Genomic DNA, 20928 nt, shown 5'->3' on the forward strand with positions numbered 1-20928 from the left:
TTGCGGTCGCAACGCTTCTCTGCGCTGTCGCAGCGACAACCGCGGGAGTGTTGCTCGTGCCCGCCATGGGGTCCCGTCCTGCAACGCCGGTCGATGCCGCAGTTCCCGCGACCGCGCTAGGGATAAACCTTTCCGGCCTTCAGACCTTCAACCGCCAGCAGGTCTTCGCCAACATGATCGCGCAAAGCGAATGGTTCTCCTCGCGCGGGAGCGGCTGGACCGCGATGCCGCAGGCACAGCTCGATGCCGATGGCTGGGTCATCGGGCTGGACCCTGGGCAGACTGCCCCGCGCCCGCTGGTTATTCCCGCCGCCCCGTTTCGCCCGGTCGAAGTTCGCTGCACGTTCGGCGGACGCGGCGAACTGGCGGCAGGCGGGGTTGCGCGGATCACCGGAACGGCCGGGAACGCCATCGATCTCGAACTGACGCCGACTGGCGACGAGGGCGAGGGGGCCTGGATCGAACTGCTCGCCACCGATCCCGCCGACCCCCTGCGCGATCTCGATTGCCGGAAGGCCGGAACGCCGCGAGAAGCGCGCTTCGATCCGGAGTTCCTGACTTTCCTTTCCGGCTTCAGCGCGATCCGCTTCGTCGACTGGCAGCGCACCAACGACAATGCGAAAGTCCGGTGGAGCGCGCGCGCGCGGCCCGAGAGCGGCTCGCAAGTGGGCGCGGCAGGCGCGTCGATTGAGGACATGGTCGATCTTGCGAACGCCGTGGGGGCCGATCCCTGGTTCCTGATGCCCTACGATGCCGACGCTGCCTATATCGGCAGTTTCGCGCAGCTCGTGCATCGCCGCCTCGATCCCGGCCGCAAGGTTTATGTCGAACTCGGCAACGAAGTGTGGAACGATATCTTCGATGCGGCCGGGCAAGCCGAGCGGGAAGGCATGGCGCTCGGCCTGGGCGGCGGTGATGCGACCCGCGCGCGAATGGAGCGCTATGCCGACAAGATGATCGGCGCGATGCGCATCTGGACGCGCGTCTATGCCGACCGGCCGGATGCACTCGTCCGCGTCTGCGCAACCCAGCATGCCAATCCGGACCTCGCGCGGATTGTCCTGGGGCATGACGGCAGTGCGGACTGGGTCGATGCGCTGGCCACCGCGCCTTATATCTGGCTGGATCTCGACGGTTACCGCAACGGGGATGTCGACCGGGTCTTTGCGGCCATGCCGGAGTCCCTGTCGAGGACATTCGCCATGGCCGAGGACAATCGCGCGATCGCGAAAGCGCACGGCCTTCGTTACATTGCCTACGAGGGCGGGCAGCATCTCGTCACCACCGACCTTGTGTTGGCCCGTGCCGTCCAGCGTGACCCTCGCATGGGCGAAGTCTATGCCCGTTATCTCGAAGGCTGGCGCCGCCGTTTCGGAGATACGCTGGTGCTCTACGCCACGAGTGCCCCGATCGCCGGATACGGTTCCTGGGGCTTGCAGGAATATGCCGGCCAGCCCGCCTCGGAGACGCCCAAACTCACGGCCTTGCGCCAGTTCCAGGCCGGGATTCGATGAACCGGCAGGTCATGCAGGCAGTCCTGGGAACGGCTGTGTTTCTTGCCTTGCTCGTCCTCGCCTATCAGGAACTTCACGCGGCGCTCTACGTATCGATCGTCAGCGGCGCAGGAGTGGCGCTGTTCCTGTTCTGCCTGCGACGCCCTTATCGCGACGATATGGCGACCTCCAGCCTGCTCGGCGTGGTGACGATGCCGGTATTGGCCTGGCTGTTGCCGGCGCTGTCGTTGACGGGCGTGCATCTGCTTCATCTGGCCATGTGCATCTGGGTGCCGCTCTTCGCCGGTCGTGGAGAGCGGATAGCGCCGGTCTATCTGTTCAGCCTGTTGCTGTTGCCGGGCCTCGACCTGCCCGTCTCGCTGGGGTCGCTGAAACTGTTCGACTTCGGCGTGCAGGATGCGCTCGGCCTGGGGGCCGCGGCCGCGATCCGGCTGCGGCCCCCAGGCGCCGCGCGACGGGTTGCCAGCGACGGCTGGGTTCTGTTGCTGCTGCTGCTGCTCGGCATCTGCCTGTCGCGAGAGACGAGCGCCACCAATTTCCTGAGAACGACGGTCAATCTCCTACTCGACCTGGGCCTGCCCTATTACATCCTGAGCCGGGGCATCACCGATGTGGCCGGGCAGCGCGCCGCACTTCGCTGGCTGGCCTGCGGGGGCATTGCCCTGAGCATGATCCTGTTGTTCGAGACCTGGCGCAGCTGGCCGATCTACAACGAGCTATACGGTCTCTACAATGTGCCGATGATCCTGCTGGTCAAGGCACGCGGCGGGCTGCTCCGTGCCGGCGGACCTTTCGTGGAGCCGACGTCGATCGCGCTCGTTCTGGCCATGTGCTTCGCCGCTCTAAGCCAGTTGCGGGAGGACTTCCGCTCGCGATTGAAGCATGTCGGGCTGCTCGCGATCGCCTTTCTCGGCGTTTCGGCGCCGCAGTCGCGCGGGGCCTGGATCGGGCTTGCACTCGCGGTCGTGGCGATGGCGGCCTATCGCGGGCGCTGGCGCGCTCTGGTGCTGAACGCAGGCGGCATCGGGCTGGTACTGGGCTTCGTCTTCCTCGCCGCGAAACTCTTTCCGGGCTTCGCGGAAATGCTGGGGCTTTCGGACGGCGGCGCCAGCGATACCACGACCTATCGACGCGAGCTGTTCGAAAAAGGCAGGCAGGTGTTCCGGCTCAGCCCGCTCGTCGGTCATTCGATACCGCGCCTCAACGTGCTGATGGCCGAACTGCGGCAAGGCGAGGGGATCATCGACTTCGTGAACACGTACTTGTGGATCGCGCTGATCGGCGGATCGGCAGGCCTCGCGATCTTCATTGGCAATTTTGCCGATCCGCTGGTGAGCCTTTGGCGGCGGCGTACGGTTTTGCGCTCTTGCGAACCGGGGCAGGCACCTGCGGCCTTCGTTTTCGGATGCCTGGTCATGCTCTGCGAAATGCTGTTCTTCACGTCGTTCGGAGGAAGACCGGCATTCCTGACTTTCGGGCTGTTCGGCCTGGGCGCCGCGATTTTGGGCGGGCGGCGCTATCGATCGCCGTGGAGCGAACGCGTCCCTATCGCAACACCCGCATGATCGTGCCTGCCGCAACGAAGCCGCAGCCTGTTCCGGCAAGGCCCGCTGCGAGGAACAGCAATTCCTCGCGGATATCGAGCAGCCCTGCCATCCGCAACCGCACCCACTTCACCACCAGCGCCGGAGCCTCCATCAGGCCGACGGCCAGGACCAATCCGAACTGGCCCCAAAGAAGATAGCCCATCGTTCCGGCCGCCGTAAGCCAGGCCAGTTTGACGATGCTGGCTTCCAGCGTCGCACGAATCCGTCCGGTTGCCGTCAGCACCTCGTTCGCCGCATTCGACGGCAGGGCCAGCAGCGAGGAAATGCAAAGGATCTGGAGATAGCCCGCAGCCTCGCCGTAACGCGGGTCGTAGAGCACGCCGACGATCAGCGGCGCGCCGCCGATGATGCCGCCGGTGGCGAAACCGTAAAGCAAAGAGGGCAGGCGCCGCTTGTCGTAGAAGCGGGCGCGCAGGTCTTCGGCGCGGTCGCGCCAGAGTTGGGCGTAAGTCGGATAGAGCACGCGGCTGGCGTAATTCATCGCGAAGCCGAGCGGTGCCGAGGCGAGGTTGCCTGCCAGGATGTAGAACCCGAACTGGTCGAGCGGCATCAGCTTGGCCAGCACCAGCTTGTCGCACTGGGAGATCAGCAGGAAGATGATGCTGGACCCGGTGACATAGCGGGAAAAGCCCCACAAGGCCCGCAAAGTCGCGCGATCGAGCCTAAATCCCCGCCGGGCATCCTCGAACATCGTGTAGCTGAGCGTAGTCTTGAGCAGCCCGCCGGTGAGCAGTCCGCCCAGGATCGCCCAGTAGTTGCCCCAGGCCCAGGCCAGAACCGCGCTCATGGCGATCTGCGCGAGGAGAGCGACGAGTTCGAGCGCCGAAAGACGCAGAATCCGGCGACGGCGCAAGGCGGTAAGGAGGCTGGTGGAGGCCAGCCCCTCGACCACGAACGTCAGGCTGGACGCAGCCAGGAGCAGGGCCAGTTCGGGCTTGGCGAGGATGTGCGCCAGCGGCAGCGCCGAAGCGGCGAGCACGAGGGCGAGGACCAGCGAGCGGACCAGCGAAACGGTCCAGACCGTATCCAGAAAGCGCTTCTCGTCGCCGTTCTCCTGCCGCACGACAAAGGCTTGGAAACCCAGGTCGGTCGCCAGCGAAACGGTGAACTGGATCGAGGCGATGACGCCGGAAATGCCGAAGACTTCGGGCATCAGCAGGCGCGTCAGGATCATGCCCGATATCGCGCGCAGCAAGTTGTTGAGGATCACCGAAACGATGACGACATTGGTGTCGCGCGCGGCAAAGTCCAAAAAACGGCTGCGAAGGCCGCGCCGCTCGGGAAGTCCCTGCCAGGGCGGACTTGCAGCCTGTTCGGTGGTCAAGCGGGCATTTCCAGCGTCTGGCGGTAACAGTCGAGCAGCTTGTCCCCGACGATCTCGAGCGAGAACTCGGATGCGCAGCGCTCTCGCGCGGCATGACCCATGGCGGCGGCCCGCTGCCCGTCGCGGAGTATCCGGTCGAGCGTGACGGCCAGGCGATCGGGCTGCGCAATCGGTGAGAGCAGGCCGCTCTCGCCGTCGATGACGATTTCCTCCGCGCCCGGCCAATCCGTCGAAACGAGAGGGCTTCCGGCGGCCATGGCTTCCAGCAGGACGTAGGGAAAATTCTCGCAGCGGGAACTCACCACCGTGGCCATGGCCTTCAACCGCAGCGGAGCGATTTCCGCCTGGCTGAGCAACCCGCGAAACTCTATCCGCTGCCGGGTTCGAGGCAAAAGCCGGGTGGCGGCGAACTCTGCGAAACCGATGCGTCTGCCGGCTCCCGCCTCCATTCCCTCGTCGGGGCCTACCAGGGTCAACCGGGCCTCCGGCTGCGTTTCCAACAGACGTTCGAAGGCCAGCAGCATGGTATCGGCGCCTTTCAGATAGTCGAAGCGGCCGACCATCAGGACATGGCCGGGCTCGGCACCGCCGAGGGTCCAGCGCGGCGTGTCCTCGCGCAAACGGATGGGGTTGGCGATCACGGCGGAGCAGGCTGCCGGATCGCGGCTGTAGCTGCGGCAGGTCCCGGTCATCATGGCCTGTGTCGGGGCCGTGACCATGGCGGCGTTGCGAACGGCGCGGGCTTCCGCCTCGCACCGGGCTTGACCTTCGCGCCGCTCGCGTTCCGTCAGGTCGTTGTCGGGCTTCAGGAAATGCGGGCCGTGGATCCGGGTGATGACCGGCGCGGCGATGGCGCGTGCGGCCAAGTCGGACCATCCGAAGCTCTCCTCCATCTCGACGACATCGAAGGGCCGGAGGCGATGGGCCGCCGCAATCTGGCGGGCGACGTTGCGGCCGACTTCGGGCAGCGCCCCTTCGGATTGCCTGCGCAGGCGGCGGAGCCTGTCCCGCGACTGTGCCACGGCTTTCGCCGTCCGGCTCGGCGCCAGCGACAGGGCGGCGCCATCGCTCGTATGGAGCCGCTCCTGGGAAACCACCGAAACCTCATGCCCGCGTGCAATGAAATGGTCGCGTATGGCCGAGACGTAACTGACGATACCGTTGGCCTGCGAGGGCGGCCAATGGGGAGAACATAGCCCGATATGCACGCGAATACCTCCCGCGGCGGTTTTCCCGAAAAGCCTACGGAGCGGCTCCGGAAGTGTCGATCATGAGAACTTCCAAGGGAGTTTCACGCCTGCCCCGTTCCCGCCGCGCCCCTTATCGTGAGGCGGGGGCAAATCTGGAGCAGGCTTTGAAAGGGATGTCATGGCGTTTCTCGATCTGACCGATCTCGGCGGCTATCGGTGCTTCGATCATGCCTCCTGCAAGGCTGCCGGTGCCGACTGCGCCGCGCGGTATCGGGACAACCGGCCTTTTCCGCACATCGTGCTCGACGATTTTCTCGACGCGGATATCCTGCGCAAAGTGCTGGACGAATTCCCGGACAGCCGCGGCAAGGACTATTTCGACCGCGATCAGGAGCGTCTGAAATTCCAGTTCCGCCCCGACGAATGCGACGGGCCGACGACCCGCATGCTTTTCGCCGAGCTGAATTCGCGGGCTTTCCTGGGTTTCCTTTCCGCCCTGACCGGCATCCGCGGTCTGATCGCCGATCCCTATCATGCCGGGGCAGGACTGCACGAGACACGCCGGGGCGGGCACCTCGGCATCCACGCGGATTTCCCGCATCATGGCCGGATGAAGATCGAGCGCAGGCTCAACCTGCTGATCTACCTCAACGAGGACTGGCCTGCCGACTACGGTGGTGCGCTGGAACTCTGGGATCGCAGCATGACCCGGGCCCAACACCGGATCCAACCCGGGTTCGGCCGGGCCGTGATCTTCAGCACCGATCGCGATACCTATCATGGCCATCCCGATCCTCTCGCTTGTCCCGAGGGGCGGTCACGCCGCTCGATCGCGACCTATTACTATACCGCCACCGCCGCTGCCTTGCCCGCGATCGAGCGGACCACGGACTTCCGCGCCCGCCCCGGCACTGTCGACAAGGCCGACTGGCGCGTGCGCCTGCACAACCTCAAGTCCGACTGGCTCCCGCCGATCCTCCAGCGCCGGGGGCGGGAGCCACTGGAAGCGCTGCCGGTCGATCCCGCCTCGACGGCAGCCTGATGGCCGGGCTGTTCGTCTGGACGGTGACACTGGCTGGGACCTTCCTTGCCGGTGGCCTTTCGATCGAGTGCCTCGCCGGTCTGTTACCTCCCAGGCGGCGACAGAAAGGCGCCAAGGCGCCTCGCTTCGTCGTGCTCATGCCCGCCCATGACGAGGCTCGCGGCATCGCTCCGGCCATTTCCGCGGTCCTTGCACAAGTGCGGTTGGAGGACGAACTCATCGTAGTCGCCGATAACTGCACCGACGCGACGGCCCGCATCGCGCGTGACCTCGGCGCGACCGTCATCGAGCGGGCGGACCCTACCCGGCGAGGAAAAGGCCATGCCCTCGATTTCGCGCGGGGCTTCCTGATCTCGCATCGATCAGCCCATCCGGCAGAGGTCGTGATCGTTGTCGATGCCGATTGCATCGTGCAGCCCGGCGCCTTGCCGGCGCTCGCGGCCATCTCCGCAGCGCAGGATGCCGTGGTGCAGGGTGCCTACCTGATGGTTCCGCCGAACGGCGCGGAAACCCTGGTGCGCGTCTCGTGCTTCGCTTTCCTGGTCAAGAATTTCGTGCGGCAGGCGGCGCTTGACAGGCTGGCCGGAGCGGCCCTCCTGCAGGGTTCGGGAATGGCTTTCCCGCGAGAGACTTTCACGGAAATGCACTGGCGGGTCGGATCGCTGGTCGAGGATCTCGACATGGGGCTGGAACTCCTGCTGTCCGGCCGACGCGTGATCTTCGAACGGGAGGCGATGTTCCTCAGTCCGGCCAGTTCGCGGGACGGCACGGCCGGTCAGCGCCGACGCTGGGAGCACGGAATCTTGCAGACGGCCATGCGTTTCGTTCCGAGACTTCTTCGCGCCGCCCTCAGGCAGAGGCGGCCGGGATTGGCCGTCATCGCATGTGATCTCCTCCTGCCGCCGACGGTGCTGCTCGGGCTGGTCGTGGCGGGTGCTCTGGTGCTGGTCGCGACGTTGGATGGCTTCGGACTGCCCCTGCTGGTTCTGGCCGGCGCCACGGCAAGTCTTGTGGCGGCACTGCTCATGGCGTGGTGGCGCCATGGCCGCGCGACGTTGCCGCTCTCCGCCCTCCTTCGCATTCCCGGCTACGTGCTCTGGAAGCTGCCTTTGCTTGCGCAGTTCGTCACCCGGCGAGAACGGAACTGGCTACGCACCGAGCGCGAGCCATGAGCGGTGTCGGCTTCGTGATCATCGGACGCAACGAAGGCGCGAGGCTCGCCTTGTCCATCGACAGCGTCCTGATGCAGACCGTTCTGGCCGTCTATGTCGATTCCGGATCAAGCGACGGCAGCGTTGCCCTGGCGCGAAGCAAGGGCCTGCCCGTGGTGGAACTCGATCCTGCCACGCCTTTCACCGCCGCTCGGGCACGCAACGCGGGTTTCGCGTGGCTGGCAGGCCATGATCCGGCGATCGAACTCGTGCACTTCATCGATGGCGACTGCGAACTCGTGCCGGGCTGGCTCGACCGGGCGCTGGCCGCGATCCGCTCCGACGGGAGCCTTGCCGCCGTCTGCGGCCGGCGACGCGAGCGGGATCCCGCGGCCAGCCCGTACAACCGGCTCTGCGACCACGAATGGAATACGCCCGTGGGCCTTCGGGAAACCTGCGGCGGCGACGCGCTGGTCCGGGCGATCGCCTTCCGTGCAGTGAGCGGCTTTCGCGAGGACCTCATCGCCGGCGAGGAGCCGGACTTGTGCCATCGTATCCGGCGGCAGGGCTGGAGGATACGGCGCATCGACGCCGAAATGACGGTGCATGATGCGGCGATGACCCGCTTCTCGCAGTGGTGGCAGCGCAACCGCCGTAGCGGCTATGCCATTGCCGAGGGCTTTGCCCTGCGCGGCGACGGCAATGCGCGGCTTCGCCGCGACGTGGTGAGCAACGTGCTCTGGGCGTTGCCGCCGATGTGGCTGCTCTGGCCTGTTCTCTGGACGCGTGTGTGCCTGCGCAGCGGGCCCTTGGTCGCCAGCTTCATCACTTTGGGAAAACTGCCGCATTGTCAGGGGCAGATGCAGTATTGGTGGCGGAAGCTGCGCCATAAAGCGGCGAACTCCGAGACGCGGTTGATCGAATACAAGTAAAAATCTGCCGCCCAATCCTCGTGGTCGTACCACCACCATGAATTTCCGGACCGAGTAGACGAAATGGTGAGGAAACGTCCGAGTCGATAGCTTCATCCGATGAGGAGAATATCCATGGGTGGGACATTCGATCCGACGATGCACGATAGTCTTGTCGATCTTTCCGGAAAGGACGATCGCAACCGACCGATCGGGTATCGCTCGATCTTGGTCGGTGACGAGACGCTTCTGGTCGAGTGCGGCGAAATGCTGCGGAGCCGGGGGCACGATGTGGTCGCCGTCGTCGCCGCCGCAGGGTCTCCCGCCTTCGAATGGGCATGCCGCAACCGTTTTCCCGCGCTTGAACGTCCGCGCGACTTGCTGGTCGGGGGAATGGCTCCGGTCGACTGGCTCTTCAGCATCTCGAACCTCGCCATCCTCCCGCATGAGGTCCTGTCCCTCGCGAGGCGGGGGGCGATCAATTTCCACGACGGCCCGCTGCCGCAGCGCGGCGGTCTCAACACGCCGGTCTGGGCCTTGCTGGAAGGCGAACGGCGACACGGCGTCACCTGGCACCTGATGACGGACGCGGTCGATGCAGGCCCCTTGCTGGCGGCCGAGCCGATTGCGGTGAACGACGGCGAGAGCGCTTTCTCGCTGAACACCCGCTGCTTCGAGGCCGGGCTGCGCAGCTTCGCGCGGATCGTGGACGATCTGGAAGGCGCCGTATCCGCGGCCGTGCCGCAGGGCCATGCCCCGGCGCGCATGTTCGGCCGTGAGCATCGTCCGGCAGCCGCCGCGACCATCGACTGGACGCGCCCGGCCGAGGAAGTCGCGCGGCTCGTCTCGGCGCTGGATTTCGGTCTCTACGCCAATCCCATGGGCTTGCCGAAAGCGTTGCTGGGAGACCGTCTGCTGCTGGTGCGCCAGGTCACGGTGCTGGAAGGCCGGTCGGACGCGGAGCCGGGGACACTGTTGTCGCGAGGGACTGCCCCGGTGGTGGCGACGGGCGGCAGGGACTTGCGGATCGATCGCCTTTCGACGCTCGACGGCCATGCGTGGGATGGGCATGAGCCGGCCGCAGCTGGAGCCTTTGCGGTGCTCGGGGCGGAGCAGCGCGACCGGCTCAGTCCGCTCGATGCCGCCGCAGGGCGGTACGAGCGGTGGTGGCGCCGCCGCCTCCAGCAGCGCGACAGCCTGCAACTGCCCGCCTTCAAGCTCCGTCCGGAGAATATACCGCCCCGATGGATCAGCGAGGATCGACCGTTCCGGCAATCCGGCGTGCCGCTCCTCGCGGCCGTGACGGGATGGCTTGCGCGGACAGCCGACCGCGACTGCGTGGAGATCGGCTATCGCGATCCGGTCGGCGCTGCGAGAATGGAAGATGTGGCGGCCTGGTTCGCCCCGGAACTTCCCCTGAAGGCCTGCGTCGATTTCGAGGCTCCGATATCGGCACTGGTCAAGGTGATAGAGCGGGACGTCGCGGCGCTTCATCGCCACGTCGGCTATTCGGCGGACCTGATCGCGCGGAGCCCGGAACTGCGAGGGCGGGCAAGCATCGAGCACCCGGTGGCCGTGCGGATCGTCGACACCCATTCGCAGCACCGGCCTGCGGATGCCACCGTGCTGGACCTTGCCATCTGCGCGAAGGAGGGAACCTGCCGCTGGACTTACGATGCGGCGTGTCTTGCCGAACATGAGGCGGCGGACCTCTGGACCGGCTTCGACATCTTCCAGGCCGCGGCGGAGGCCGAACCGGAAACGCCGCTCGGCCGACTTTCCTTGATGGCCGAGGAGGAACGCGCACGGGTGATCGACGCGTGGAACGCCGGGCCGACGGTCATCCCCAAGGGCGAGAACTGGCATCGCCTGTTCATGGAGCAGGCGGCACGCACACCCGATCGGATCGCGGTGACGGCAGGCGACAAGACGCTGACTTATGCGGAATTGGATGCGTTCTCGAACCGGATCGCGCGGCTGCTGGCGGCCCGTGGGGTCGGGCGGGAAACGCGGGTCGGTCTGCATCTCGCCCGGTCGGTGGAGATGGTTGCCTGCGTGATCGCGGTGCACAAGGCGGGCGGAGCCTACGTTCCTCTCGACCCCGGCTACCCGGCCGACCGCCTCGCCCACATGATCGCGGATTCCGGCATGAGCCTGATCCTGAGCGAAACCCGGCTTCTTGGTACACTTCCGAAGGAACGTGCCGAAACGCTCGGCATCGACGATCTTTCCGAAGCATGTTCCGGGTTTCCGTCCACCGATTTGGGGGGCGATGCGCGCGGCACCGATCTTGCCTACATGATCTACACTTCGGGTTCGACAGGGGTGCCCAAGGGCGTCCTCGTCGAGCATAGCAACCTGCTGAACTTCTTCGCAGGGATGGATGCGAAACTGGAACCCGAAGCGACATGGCTGGCCGTCACCAGTCTGAGCTTCGACATTTCGGTGTTGGAACTGCTCTATCCGCTCATTCACGGTTGTCACGTCGTAGTGGCCAGCGAACGGCAGGTGCGGGGGGATGTCTCGCCTCCCGGTCCGGTGCGGAAGACCGGGTTCAGTCTCTTCTATTTCGCCAGTTCCAGTGCCGGTAGCGCAGCCGACCATTACCGGCTCCTGCTGGAAGGCGCGCGTTTCGCGGACAGCCATGGTTTCGAGGCGATCTGGACGCCGGAGCGGCATTTCCACGCCTTCGGCGGCCCCTATCCGAACCCCTCGGTCGCTTCGGCCGCCATCGCAGCGGTGACGTCGCGCGTGGGAATCCGAGCCGGAAGCGTCGTCGGAACGCTTCATCATCCGCTGCGCATCGCCGAGGAATGGGCGCTGGTCGACAATCTCTCCGCCGGGCGGGTGGGCATCGCCTTCGCTTCCGGTTGGCAGCCGAACGACTTCATTCTCAACCCCGCCGCCTTCGCAGACCGGGCAGGCACGCTGCGCAGCGCCATGGAGGACGTTCGCGCCTTGTGGCGCGGCGAGCCGAGGCGCTTTGCCGGACCGCTCGGCACCGACGTCGAAGTCCTCACCTACCCGCGCCCGATCCAGCCCGAACTGCCGTGCTGGATCACCTCGGCAGGTAATGTCGCCACGTTCGTCGAGGCGGGCCGGGCAGGGGCTTTCGTCCTGACCCATCTGCTCGGCCAGTCGATCGCGGAAGTGGCCGAAAAGATCGCGGCCTATCGCCGGGCCTGGCGCGAGGCTGGTCATGCAGGAGAGGGCCATGCCACGCTCATGCTCCACACGTTCCTGGGCGAAGACGAAGCCACGGTCCGCGAGAAGGTACGCGGCCCGCTGATCGAATATCTGCGCACGGCCACCGCATTGCTGCACGAATATGCCTGGTCGTTCCCTGCCTTCAAGCGTCCGGCCGGAACCGGGACAGGCGGCCAGGTCGATCTCGGCAGTCTCGGCGCGGACGAAACCGAAGCACTGCTCGACCATGCTTTCGAGCGATATTTTGAAACCAGCGGCCTGTTCGGAACGCCGGAAGACAATCTCGCCCTGATCCGGCGCCTGAGCGATCTGGGCGTCGACGAGATCGGCTGCCTGATCGACTTCGGCATCGATACCGATACCGTGATCGCGCATCTTCCGGCCATCGATCGCCTCCGCGCGCTGGTGCAGGAGCGGGCGGGCGAGGCGGAATGTTCGCTTGCCGAACTGATGCAGCGGCACGGCGTGACGCACCTCCAGTGCACGCCTTCGCTGCTTCAGGCGCTGGCCGGTGATCCGGCGGCTCGCTCCGAACTCGCCGAACTGCGCTGCCTGATGGTCGGTGGCGAAGCCTTCCCGCCGCACCTCGCGCAGGACATGTTGGCGCTGGTCCCGGGCGCGGTGACGAACATGTACGGCCCCACCGAGACGACCGTCTGGTCCGCCGTCCATCGCCTGACCGGGGACGACAAGGCACCGCCGCTGGGCCGTCCGCTCGCCAACCAGCAAGTCTATATCCTCGACCGCCGCTTGCAGCCGGTACGGCCGGGCACGCCGGGAGAGCTGGTGATCGGCGGTGCGGGCGTGGTGCGCGGCTATCACGAGCGACCGGAACTGACCGCAGAGCGCTTCGTCGCGCACCCGTTCCTTGCCGGAGAGCGCGCCTACCGCACCGGCGACCTTGCCCGGCATCGGCCGGACGGTACGCTGGAATTCCTCGGCCGTCTCGACCATCAGGTGAAGATCCGCGGTTATCGCATCGAACTGGGCGAGATCGAGGCGGCGCTCGCCGCACACGAAGCGGTGACCGAGGCCGTCGTGATCGCGCGCCGCGACGGCGCAGCGACGCGGTTGATCGGCTATGTCACGCCGGGGCCTTCGCGCCCCTCTCCGGAAGCCCTGCGCGATCACTTGCGCAGCCATTTGCCGGACTTCATGGTTCCGGGCAGCCTTGTCGTTCTGGGCAGCCTGCCGCGAACGCCGAACGGCAAGATCGATCGCAAGGCCCTGCCGGAGCCGCTGGCGGTTCGCGAGGCGGAGTTCGTCGCAGGATCGCAGGAAGCGTCACACAGTCCGTTGGAAGACCAGATCCGCGAGGTCTGGTGCGATCTTCTGCAATTGTCTCGCGTCGGCCGGAACGAGAACTTCTTCGATATCGGTGGACACTCGCTGCTCGCCATCCAGGTTCATCGGCGGCTTGCGGCAGTGGCACCGCATCCTGTGGCGCTGACGGATATCTTCCGGTTCCCCACGATCGCCGCGCTGGGCAGCCATCTGTCGGGAGAAACCGGCGACGCTGTAGCCGCCCGCGAAGGACAGGAGCGCGCCATGGCCCGCCGCGCGGCGCTCGCCCGTCGGAGCGGCGCCCGCGTAATTGCCGGGATCTAAGCGATGGACCAGACATTCGGATCGTTCGAAGACCGCGAGAACGCGCCCGACCTCTCGGCGGTGGCCATCGTCGGCATGAGCTGCCGCTTCGCCGGAGTACATGGAACCGAGCAGTTCTGGGACTTGCTGCGGGAAGGGCGCGAAGGGATCGAGACCTACAGCGAGGAGGAGCTTCTTGCCGCAGGCGTCAGTCCGGCGCTCCTGCGCAATCCCCGCTATGTCCGGCGCGGTGCGCCGCTGGCCGACATGGAATGCTTCGATGCCGCACTCTTCGGCCTGAGCCAGCGCGACGCGGCGATCATGGACCCGCAGCATCGCCACTTCCTGGAGTGCGCGTGGGAAGCGCTGGAGGATGCCGGCCATACGCCGCAGGGCTTCGGCGGCGTGATCGGTGTCTTTGCGGGGTCAGGGCACAATGCCTACATGCCCTACAACCTGCTCGGCAACCGGCGCCTTGTCCGGGATACGGGGCTGTTTCTGCTGCGTCATACCGGAAACGACAAGGATTTCCTGACGACCCGCGCCTCCTACCTGCTCGACCTCAAGGGGCCGAGCATCAATGTCCAGACCGCCTGCTCGACCTCGCTCGTGGCGATCCACATGGCGGCGCAGAGCCTGCTGGCGGGTGAGTGCGACATGGTGCTGGCGGGGGGTGTCTCGATCGAACTGCCGCACCGGCAGGGTTACCTCTACGAGGAAGGGGAGATCCTTTCGCCGGATGGGCGATGCCGGCCTTTCGATGCCTCTTCGCAGGGCACTGTCTTCGGCAGCGGCGTGGCGGTGCTGGCGCTGCGCCGTCTGTCGGACGCCATCGAGAGCGGCGACCACATCCATGCGGTGCTGCGCGGTTCGGCGATCAACAACGACGGCAGCGGCAAGGTCGGCTATCTGGCGCCGGGCGTCGAGGGGCAGGCAGCCGTCATTGCCGAGGCTCTGGCGGTATCCGGCATCGATCCCTCCGAGATCGACTACGTGGAGGCCCATGGCACCGGAACGCCGATCGGCGACCCGATCGAAGTCGCCGCGCTGACACAAGTGTTCCGGCAATCGGCCCCGCGTATCCGGCCCTGCGGACTGGGTTCGGTCAAGGCGAACATCGGCCATACCGATACGGCTGCGGGTGCGGCGGGGGTCATCAAGGTGGCTCTGGCCATGCGCCATGAAGAACTTCCCGCGGTGCCTCATTTCGAGGCTCCCAATCCTGACTGCGCATTCGCCACGAGCCCGCTGCGCGTTCAGGCCTCGCGGGAACCCTGGCCCCGGCGCGATAACAGCCCCCGTCGCGCCGGGGTCAGTTCACTGGGCGTGGGCGGCACCAATGCCCATGTCGTGCTGGAAGAGGCCCCGCCGAGAGCGCCGGGAAGCGCAAGTCGCCGCCATCAACTCCTGACCGTCTCGGGCCAGAGCGAAACGGCGGCTCAGGCCAATCTCTCCGCCCTGGCCACGCAGGTCGCGGGGCGCCCGGAACTGTCGCTGGCCGACGCGGCCTTCACACTGAGCACGGGGCGCCGTCCTCTCGGCATCCGGCGCTTCGCGGTAGCGAAGACCGAACGACCGGATCAGGCCGCGAGCGCGCTTGAAACGGCGGCCGCTTCGCCCCCTTCCGGTGCGCGCTGCGTTCCCGGACGGAGCGTGGCTTTCCTGTTCTGCGGCGGCGGTCCGCAGCATGTCGACATGGCACGCGGCCTTTACGAAACCGAGCCGCTGTTCCGCGCCGAGATGGATCGCGGGCTGGACCTGCTCGACAGTATCGCACCGAACAGTCTGCGGCGATGGTTGTTCCCTGCAGCACCCGATCGCACGCGGGCGGTTGCCGAGCTGGAACGCCCGTCGAACGCCTTGCCCGCGCTCTACATCGTCCAGACGGCGCTGGCGCGGCTCTGGATGTCGCTCGGGATCGTGCCTGCGGCGATGATCGGTCATAGCTGCGGCGAATATGCCGCCGCGCATATTTCCGGCGTGATCGACCTCGAAAGCGGGCTGCGCATCGTTCACGCGCGCGGGGCATTGTTCGAGAAGACCGGCGCGGGCGGCATGTTGGGGGTTCCGCTTTCCGAAGCGGAACTGACTTCGCTGCTGCCTGCGGAACTTTCCATCGCAGCGATAAACGGGGCGCGGCTCTGCGTCGTTTCCGGGGAATCCGACGCCATCTCTGCCTTTCGCGAAGTCCTCTCAGCGCAGGAAATCGAGGCGCAGAGCATTCCGATCACCGTCGCTGCCCACTCGCCGATGCTCGACCCGATCCTGCCCGAGTTCCGCGCGATCCTGCGCAGCATCGCGTTCCAGACGCCGCGCATTCCCTTTGCCTCCAACCTCACCGGCGACTGGGTCGGCGCCGAGCAGGTCGGCGACTGGCCTGAGTACTGGGCCCGGCACTTGCGCGAGCCGGTGCGTTTCACCCACGGTCTCCAGCGCCTTCTCAACGATCCCGAGCGCGTCCTGCTGGAAGTCGGTCCGGGGCGCACGATGGCGAGCCTGGCCCGCCAGCACCCGGACCGGAAACCGGACCAGCCGGTCGTCCATTCGATGCGTCATCCGGATCAGGACGTTCCCGACGACGCGCGGCTGCTGGAAGCTCTGGGCGAACTCTGGTCGCTCGGCGTCTCGATCGACTGGAATGCCTACTGGGCCGGTGAGCGCCGCCTTCGTATCCCGCTGCCGACCTATCGGTTCGATCGCCAGCGGCACTGGTTCGAGCCGGCCGCCGCATTCGGGCAGGATGCCGGGGATGCCGATCCGGACGAGCGGATGGACCTGGGGGACTGGACTTATGAACCGGTCTGGACGCGCGTGGACGTAAACGCGGAGGAGACCGACAGGACGCCGGTTCTCGTCCTCCGCGACGAGCAAGGCCTGTCCGATGCGCTCATCGGGAAACTTCGCGCAGACGGCGTGGACGTCGTCACCGTGCTGAGCAGGCGCCGTCGGTCCGAGGGCGAGGGCGATGCCTTCACCGTTCGCCCGGCCGAACGCGACGATTGGGCATGGCTCTTCGCACGGCTGCTGGAACAGGGGCGCCTGCCGTCGCGGGTCTATCACTGCTGGCTGGTGAATGGGCAGGTCTCCGGTGACAGGATGTTGCTGGAGCACGGGTTGTTCGCCCTGGCCGCCATGGCGCCCGAACTGGCCGCGGTCTGCGAGGGCACGGAAGTCGAGGTCATGCTCGTCACCGACCGGGCACAGTGCGTGGCGGGGGACCGCGGGGTCATGCCGCTCAAGGCGACCTTGCTCGGTGCCCGGCGGGTTATCGGCACGGAATATCCGGGCCTGCGCTTTCACGCGATCGATATCGAAGAGCCATCCGGTGTTCGCGCGCTCGAAAGGACCGTCGAGGCGCTGATCCGCGAACCCGTTCCGGCGAATGGCGGTGATGTCGCCTTGCGCGGCGGCGAGCGCTGGACGCTCGATCATCGTCCTGTCCGGACAGCGCAGAGCAGCGAGACCTGGCTGAAACGGCGTGGCGCCTATCTGATAACCGGCGGTCTCGGCGGCATCGGCCTGACGATTGCCGACCGCCTCGCGCGTACTTGCGCCGCCCGGCTCGTGCTCGTCTCGCGAACGGCGCTTCCAGACCGCGCACGCTGGAACGAACTGCTTCAGGGCGGCGAGCTTCCGCTTGGAGTGCGGGAAAGGATCTGCCGCGTCCTGGCGCTGGAAGCCTCGGGCAGCGAGGTCGAACTCATCACCGCCGACGTGGCCGAGGTCAGCACCTTGCGGCGGGGAATCAAGCGGGCCGAGGCGCGTTTCGGGCCGATCCACGGCGTGTTCCACACGGCCGGGACCATCGACGACGAACTCGTCGAAACCCGCCGCCGCACGTCCATGGAGGCCGTGCTGCGGCCCAAGATCTCAGGTACTTTCGCGCTCGAACGGGTCTTTGCATCCCGCCCGCCCGCGTTCCTGATGCTGTTTTCCTCGATCAGCGCCTTTGCGGGGCTTCCCGGACAGACCGACTATGCCGCCGCCAATGCCTTCCTCGACGCTTATGCCCAGTCGCGGCGACACGATCCGATCACGCGTGTCGTCTCGGTGGGATGGAGCCAGTGGGCCGAAGTCGGGATGGCGGCAGCGCTTGCGCGGCAGGAAGGGGGGGATGCCATGTCCGATCTCGGCACCGGACGGCCTTTCGCGCATCCTTTCCTCGACCGGGTTCATTCCATCTCGAACAGCGAATTCGTCCTGACCGGCACCCTCTCTCCCCAGCAGCATTGGGTGCTGGACGAACACAGGCTGACGGATGTCGGCGCGCTTCTGCCGGGGACCGCCTATCTCGAACTGGCGCGGACGGCCGTGGCGATGGTGGAGACCGGATCTCTCGAACTGAGGGACTTCGCGTTCCTCGAACCGTTCGCCGTGCCCGACGAGAGGTATCGCGATCTGCGCGTCCATGTCCGGCAGGACGAGCAAGGAGGAGGATGGGGTGTCGTCATCCTGGGGCGGGAGGCGCGCTCGCTGGGCGCATGGACCGAACATGCACGCGGAACGGTGCGCCGTCATGAAGGAACACGGCTCCATGCTCCGCTCGATCTCGATGCCATCGCGGCGCGGTGCCGGCCGGGAATGGGCGGGAGCGACGATCAGCCGAGACTGCGCTTCGGCCCGCGCTGGCAGACTATCGACCGCGTTTTGCTGGGAGCGGAAGAGGCGCTGCTTCATCTTGAAATCCCCGAGGCTTTCGGGGGGGAACTCGAACAGCTCGCCCTGCACCCGGCGCTGCTCGATTTCGCGACGGCCGGGGCACAGGCGCTCATCGCCGGGCGCGATCCTGCCACGGATTTCTACGCGCCTTTCACTTATAATCGCCTCGTTCTTCATGCGCCGCTGCCCGCTCGCATCGCCAGCCATGTCCGTTATCGAGGAGATGGCAAGGGTGGAGAGAAGGGCGGAAAAACGGCCGTTTTCAATGTCACCATCACCGATCCGGACGGGCTGGTGATCGCGGAAGTCAGCGATTTCACGATGATCCGCGTGGAAAGTGCCGCGCTGACCCGCAGTTCCTCCGCAAACGACATCACAGCCAAGTCGGGTGAACGTGCAGCTATCCATCCCGGAGAGGGCGCGGAAATCGTCGCGCGGTTGCTGTCGGGTGCGGGACGTCCGCACACGATCGTTTCTCCCTACGCTCTTCCTGCGGTTCTCGCCAGGCTTCGCAAACCGCCGAAAACGGCATCGCCCACCGCTCCCGGCGATCCCGCCGATGCCCCGGCCACCGAGACGGAAAAAGTAATCGCCGCGTTGTGGAGCGATTTGCTGGGCGTGGATTGCATCGGTCGGAACGACAATTTCTTCGATCTCGGCGGCCACTCGCTGCTGGCAGTCCAATTCACCAATCGCCTGCGCAAGCGGACGGGCAAGGCCTTGCCGCTCGCCGCCATGCTGGGGCAACCGACAGTCGCCGGTCTCGCGGCCGTTCTCGATCCCGACAGCGGGATGAACGCAGGCTCCGAGAACAGCAGGGAGGGCATTGTCACCATTCGCGAGGGCGGGTCCAGGGCACCGCTGTTCCTGGTCCACGACGGGCTTGGCGAGACACTGCTTTATCGCGGATTCGCGCTTCGACTCGACAGGGTGCGCCCTGTGATCGGCATGGAACCCTTGCGACGACCGGACGGCACTTACGCCCATACCCGCATCGACGAGATGGCCGCGTACTACATCGCGCTGTTGCGGACTTATCAGGCTTCCGGTCCTTATCTGCTCGCGGGTCTCTGCGCGGGCGGGGTGATCGCCTTCGAGATGGCGCGCCAGCTTCAGAACCAGGGCGAACGGGTTGCCTTCGTCGGCATCATCGACGCCGCCGATGTCGAGGCACGGAAGTTCCGTTTCTTGACCACGCGCCTGCGCCTTTCCCGGCTGCGCGCCGCCCTGTCCCGATCCGGGTCCCGATCCAGCGGGGCGGGCCTATTGCCCGATCTCGGTCGCCGCGCATGGAATGCCTTGCGTTGGGAGATCGGATCGCGGCTGCATCAGGCCCGAGATCGCAGGACGGTCCGCGAAATGCGCGCGCGGGATCACGCCGTAACAGGTGAGGGAGCGGCGATTCCGTTCCTCAAGCTCTACGAAGTGGCCCACAAGGAACACCGTCCCCTCGGCATCTTCGAGGGGGGGACGGTCGCCCTGTTCAAGGCCGGTGACGATACCGGCCTGCCGGACGACACGCCCTATTGCCTGACGTATCGGGATTATGCGCTAGGCTGGGGCAAGCGCGTGCGCGACGAGATCGTGATCGTCGACATTCCCGGCGGACACAGCAGCAATCTTCAGGAACCCTATGTCGACAGGCTGGCGCCGCTGTTCCAGGAAGCTCTCGATGCTGCGCTGGCCTCGGTCGAACCTGTGGCATCCGAAAAGCAGAGCCACGAGGCTTTCGACCCGATGGTGGTTGCGGCGGAATGAGCAGCAGGCGGACACCGGATGCGATCGATGTGGTGATCGTCAACTATCGGACGGGACCGCTGGTCGTGTCCTGTCTCGAAAGCCTTGCAGCTGAAATCGGACAGGACCTTCGGCTGCGGGCTTTCGTGATCGACAATGCTTCGGGCGACGGTTCTGAGGGCGAGATCGAGGCGGCCATCGCGCGCGAGGGATGGGACTGGGTGCGATTGATCCGCTCTCCGATCAACGGTGGTTTTGGTGCGGGCAACAATCTGGGTATCGATGCAGCCCTCGGCGAGGACCGACCGGCCGGACTGATCTGGCTGCTCAACCCCGATACAAGGATCATGCCGGGCGCGGCGCGGGAACTTGGCCGCTTCGCGGCGCGAACGCCGGGCGCCGGCATCATCGGCACGGCCCTGCTTGAAGGCGACGGAACACCCTGGCCTTTCGCCTTCCGCTTCCCCAGCATCCTTGGCGAAGTCGAGCGAGGCCTGCGATGGAGGCTGGCCTCGCGGCTGCTCGCGCGCCATGCCGTGCCACGGCGCATGGGCCTGCAACCGGCGCGTGTCGATTGGGTGAGCGGTGCCAGCCTGGCGATCCGTACCGAACTGCTGGAGGAAGGGCTGCGTTTCGACGAAGACTATTTCCTCTATTACGAGGAAACCGACTTGTGCCGCACGGTCCGGGATCTGGGTTGGGAATGCTGGTATCTGCCGCAGGCGCTGGTTCTCCATATCGCCGGCCAAAGCACCGGCGTTACCGATAGCCGGTCGGGGGCGCGGCGGATGCCCGGTTACTGGTTCGAATCCCGCCACCGTTATTTCCGCAAGAACCATGGGGCTATCTACGCGCTGGCGGCGGATCTGGCCTGGATGACGTCACATGCGCTGTTTCTGGCGAAACAGGTCCTGCGCCGCGAGCCGCATGAGGATCCACCGCACTTGCTGCGCGATTTTGCCCGGCACAGCGCCTTCTTGCCGCAGCGGCGCTGAAGTC

The 20928-nt window shown here is 66.2% G+C and carries 10 protein-coding genes; 8 read left to right on the top strand and 2 right to left on the bottom strand.

Translation table 11 applies throughout. From position 1 onward, the window contains the following. Window positions 1-56 precede the first annotated feature (56 nt). Entirely contained in the window at window positions 57-1514 is a 1458-nt protein-coding gene (locus V7066_RS00490) for a hypothetical protein (protein ID WP_334181287.1), read from the top strand. Continuing rightward, window positions 1511-3079 carry an O-antigen ligase family protein gene (locus V7066_RS00495; RefSeq protein ID WP_334181288.1) on the top strand — a complete coding sequence of 523 codons (1569 nt, stop codon included), beginning with the start codon at window positions 1511-1513 and terminating at the stop codon, window positions 3077-3079. Before V7066_RS00490 ends, V7066_RS00495 begins: the two co-directional genes overlap by 4 nt. Here V7066_RS00495 and V7066_RS00500 read toward each other — a convergent pair. Then, window positions 3060-4445 (bottom strand): oligosaccharide flippase family protein, encoded by a 1386-nt coding sequence (locus tag V7066_RS00500; protein ID WP_334181289.1) that lies wholly within the window; start codon window positions 4443-4445, stop codon window positions 3060-3062. The genes V7066_RS00495 and V7066_RS00500 overlap by 20 nt on opposite strands. Next, window positions 4442-5653: a glycosyltransferase family 4 protein gene (locus V7066_RS00505; RefSeq protein WP_334181290.1), complete on the bottom strand. Its 1212-nt coding sequence runs from the start codon at window positions 5651-5653 to the stop codon at window positions 4442-4444. Before V7066_RS00505 ends, V7066_RS00500 begins: the two co-directional genes overlap by 4 nt. Before the next feature lie 160 nt (window positions 5654-5813). On the opposite strand from V7066_RS00505, the gene V7066_RS00510 reads away from it, so the two are divergent. The 6 genes from V7066_RS00510 (at window position 5814) to V7066_RS00535 (ending at window position 20924) form a co-directional block, all read left to right on the top strand. Further along, window positions 5814-6677 (top strand): 2OG-Fe(II) oxygenase, encoded by an 864-nt coding sequence (locus V7066_RS00510; protein WP_334181291.1) that lies wholly within the window; start codon window positions 5814-5816, stop codon window positions 6675-6677. After that, the gene (locus V7066_RS00515) at window positions 6677-7849 is read left to right on the top strand and encodes a glycosyltransferase family 2 protein (RefSeq protein WP_334181292.1); all 1173 of its coding nucleotides are present in this window, start codon (window positions 6677-6679) and stop codon (window positions 7847-7849) included. Before V7066_RS00510 ends, V7066_RS00515 begins: the two co-directional genes overlap by 1 nt. Then, on the top strand, window positions 7846-8760 hold the full coding sequence (locus tag V7066_RS00520; protein ID WP_334181293.1) for a glycosyltransferase family 2 protein: 915 nt from the start codon (window positions 7846-7848) through the stop codon (window positions 8758-8760). Before V7066_RS00515 ends, V7066_RS00520 begins: the two co-directional genes overlap by 4 nt. A gap of 114 nt (window positions 8761-8874) precedes the next feature. Further along, window positions 8875-13554 carry a MupA/Atu3671 family FMN-dependent luciferase-like monooxygenase gene (locus V7066_RS00525; protein WP_334181294.1) on the top strand — a complete coding sequence of 1560 codons (4680 nt, stop codon included), beginning with the start codon at window positions 8875-8877 and terminating at the stop codon, window positions 13552-13554. Between the two features lie 3 nt (window positions 13555-13557). Then, entirely contained in the window at window positions 13558-19950 is a 6393-nt protein-coding gene (locus V7066_RS00530; RefSeq protein ID WP_334181295.1) for a type I polyketide synthase, read from the top strand. Beyond that, a complete protein-coding gene (locus V7066_RS00535) occupies window positions 19947-20924 on the top strand; it encodes a glycosyltransferase family 2 protein (protein ID WP_334181296.1) in 978 nt (325 codons plus the stop codon). The genes V7066_RS00530 and V7066_RS00535 overlap by 4 nt, the downstream gene beginning before the upstream one ends. Window positions 20925-20928: the final 4 nt, after the last annotated feature.

This window comes from Novosphingobium sp., assembly GCF_036820275.1.
Lineage (GTDB): Bacteria > Pseudomonadota > Alphaproteobacteria > Sphingomonadales > Sphingomonadaceae > Novosphingobium.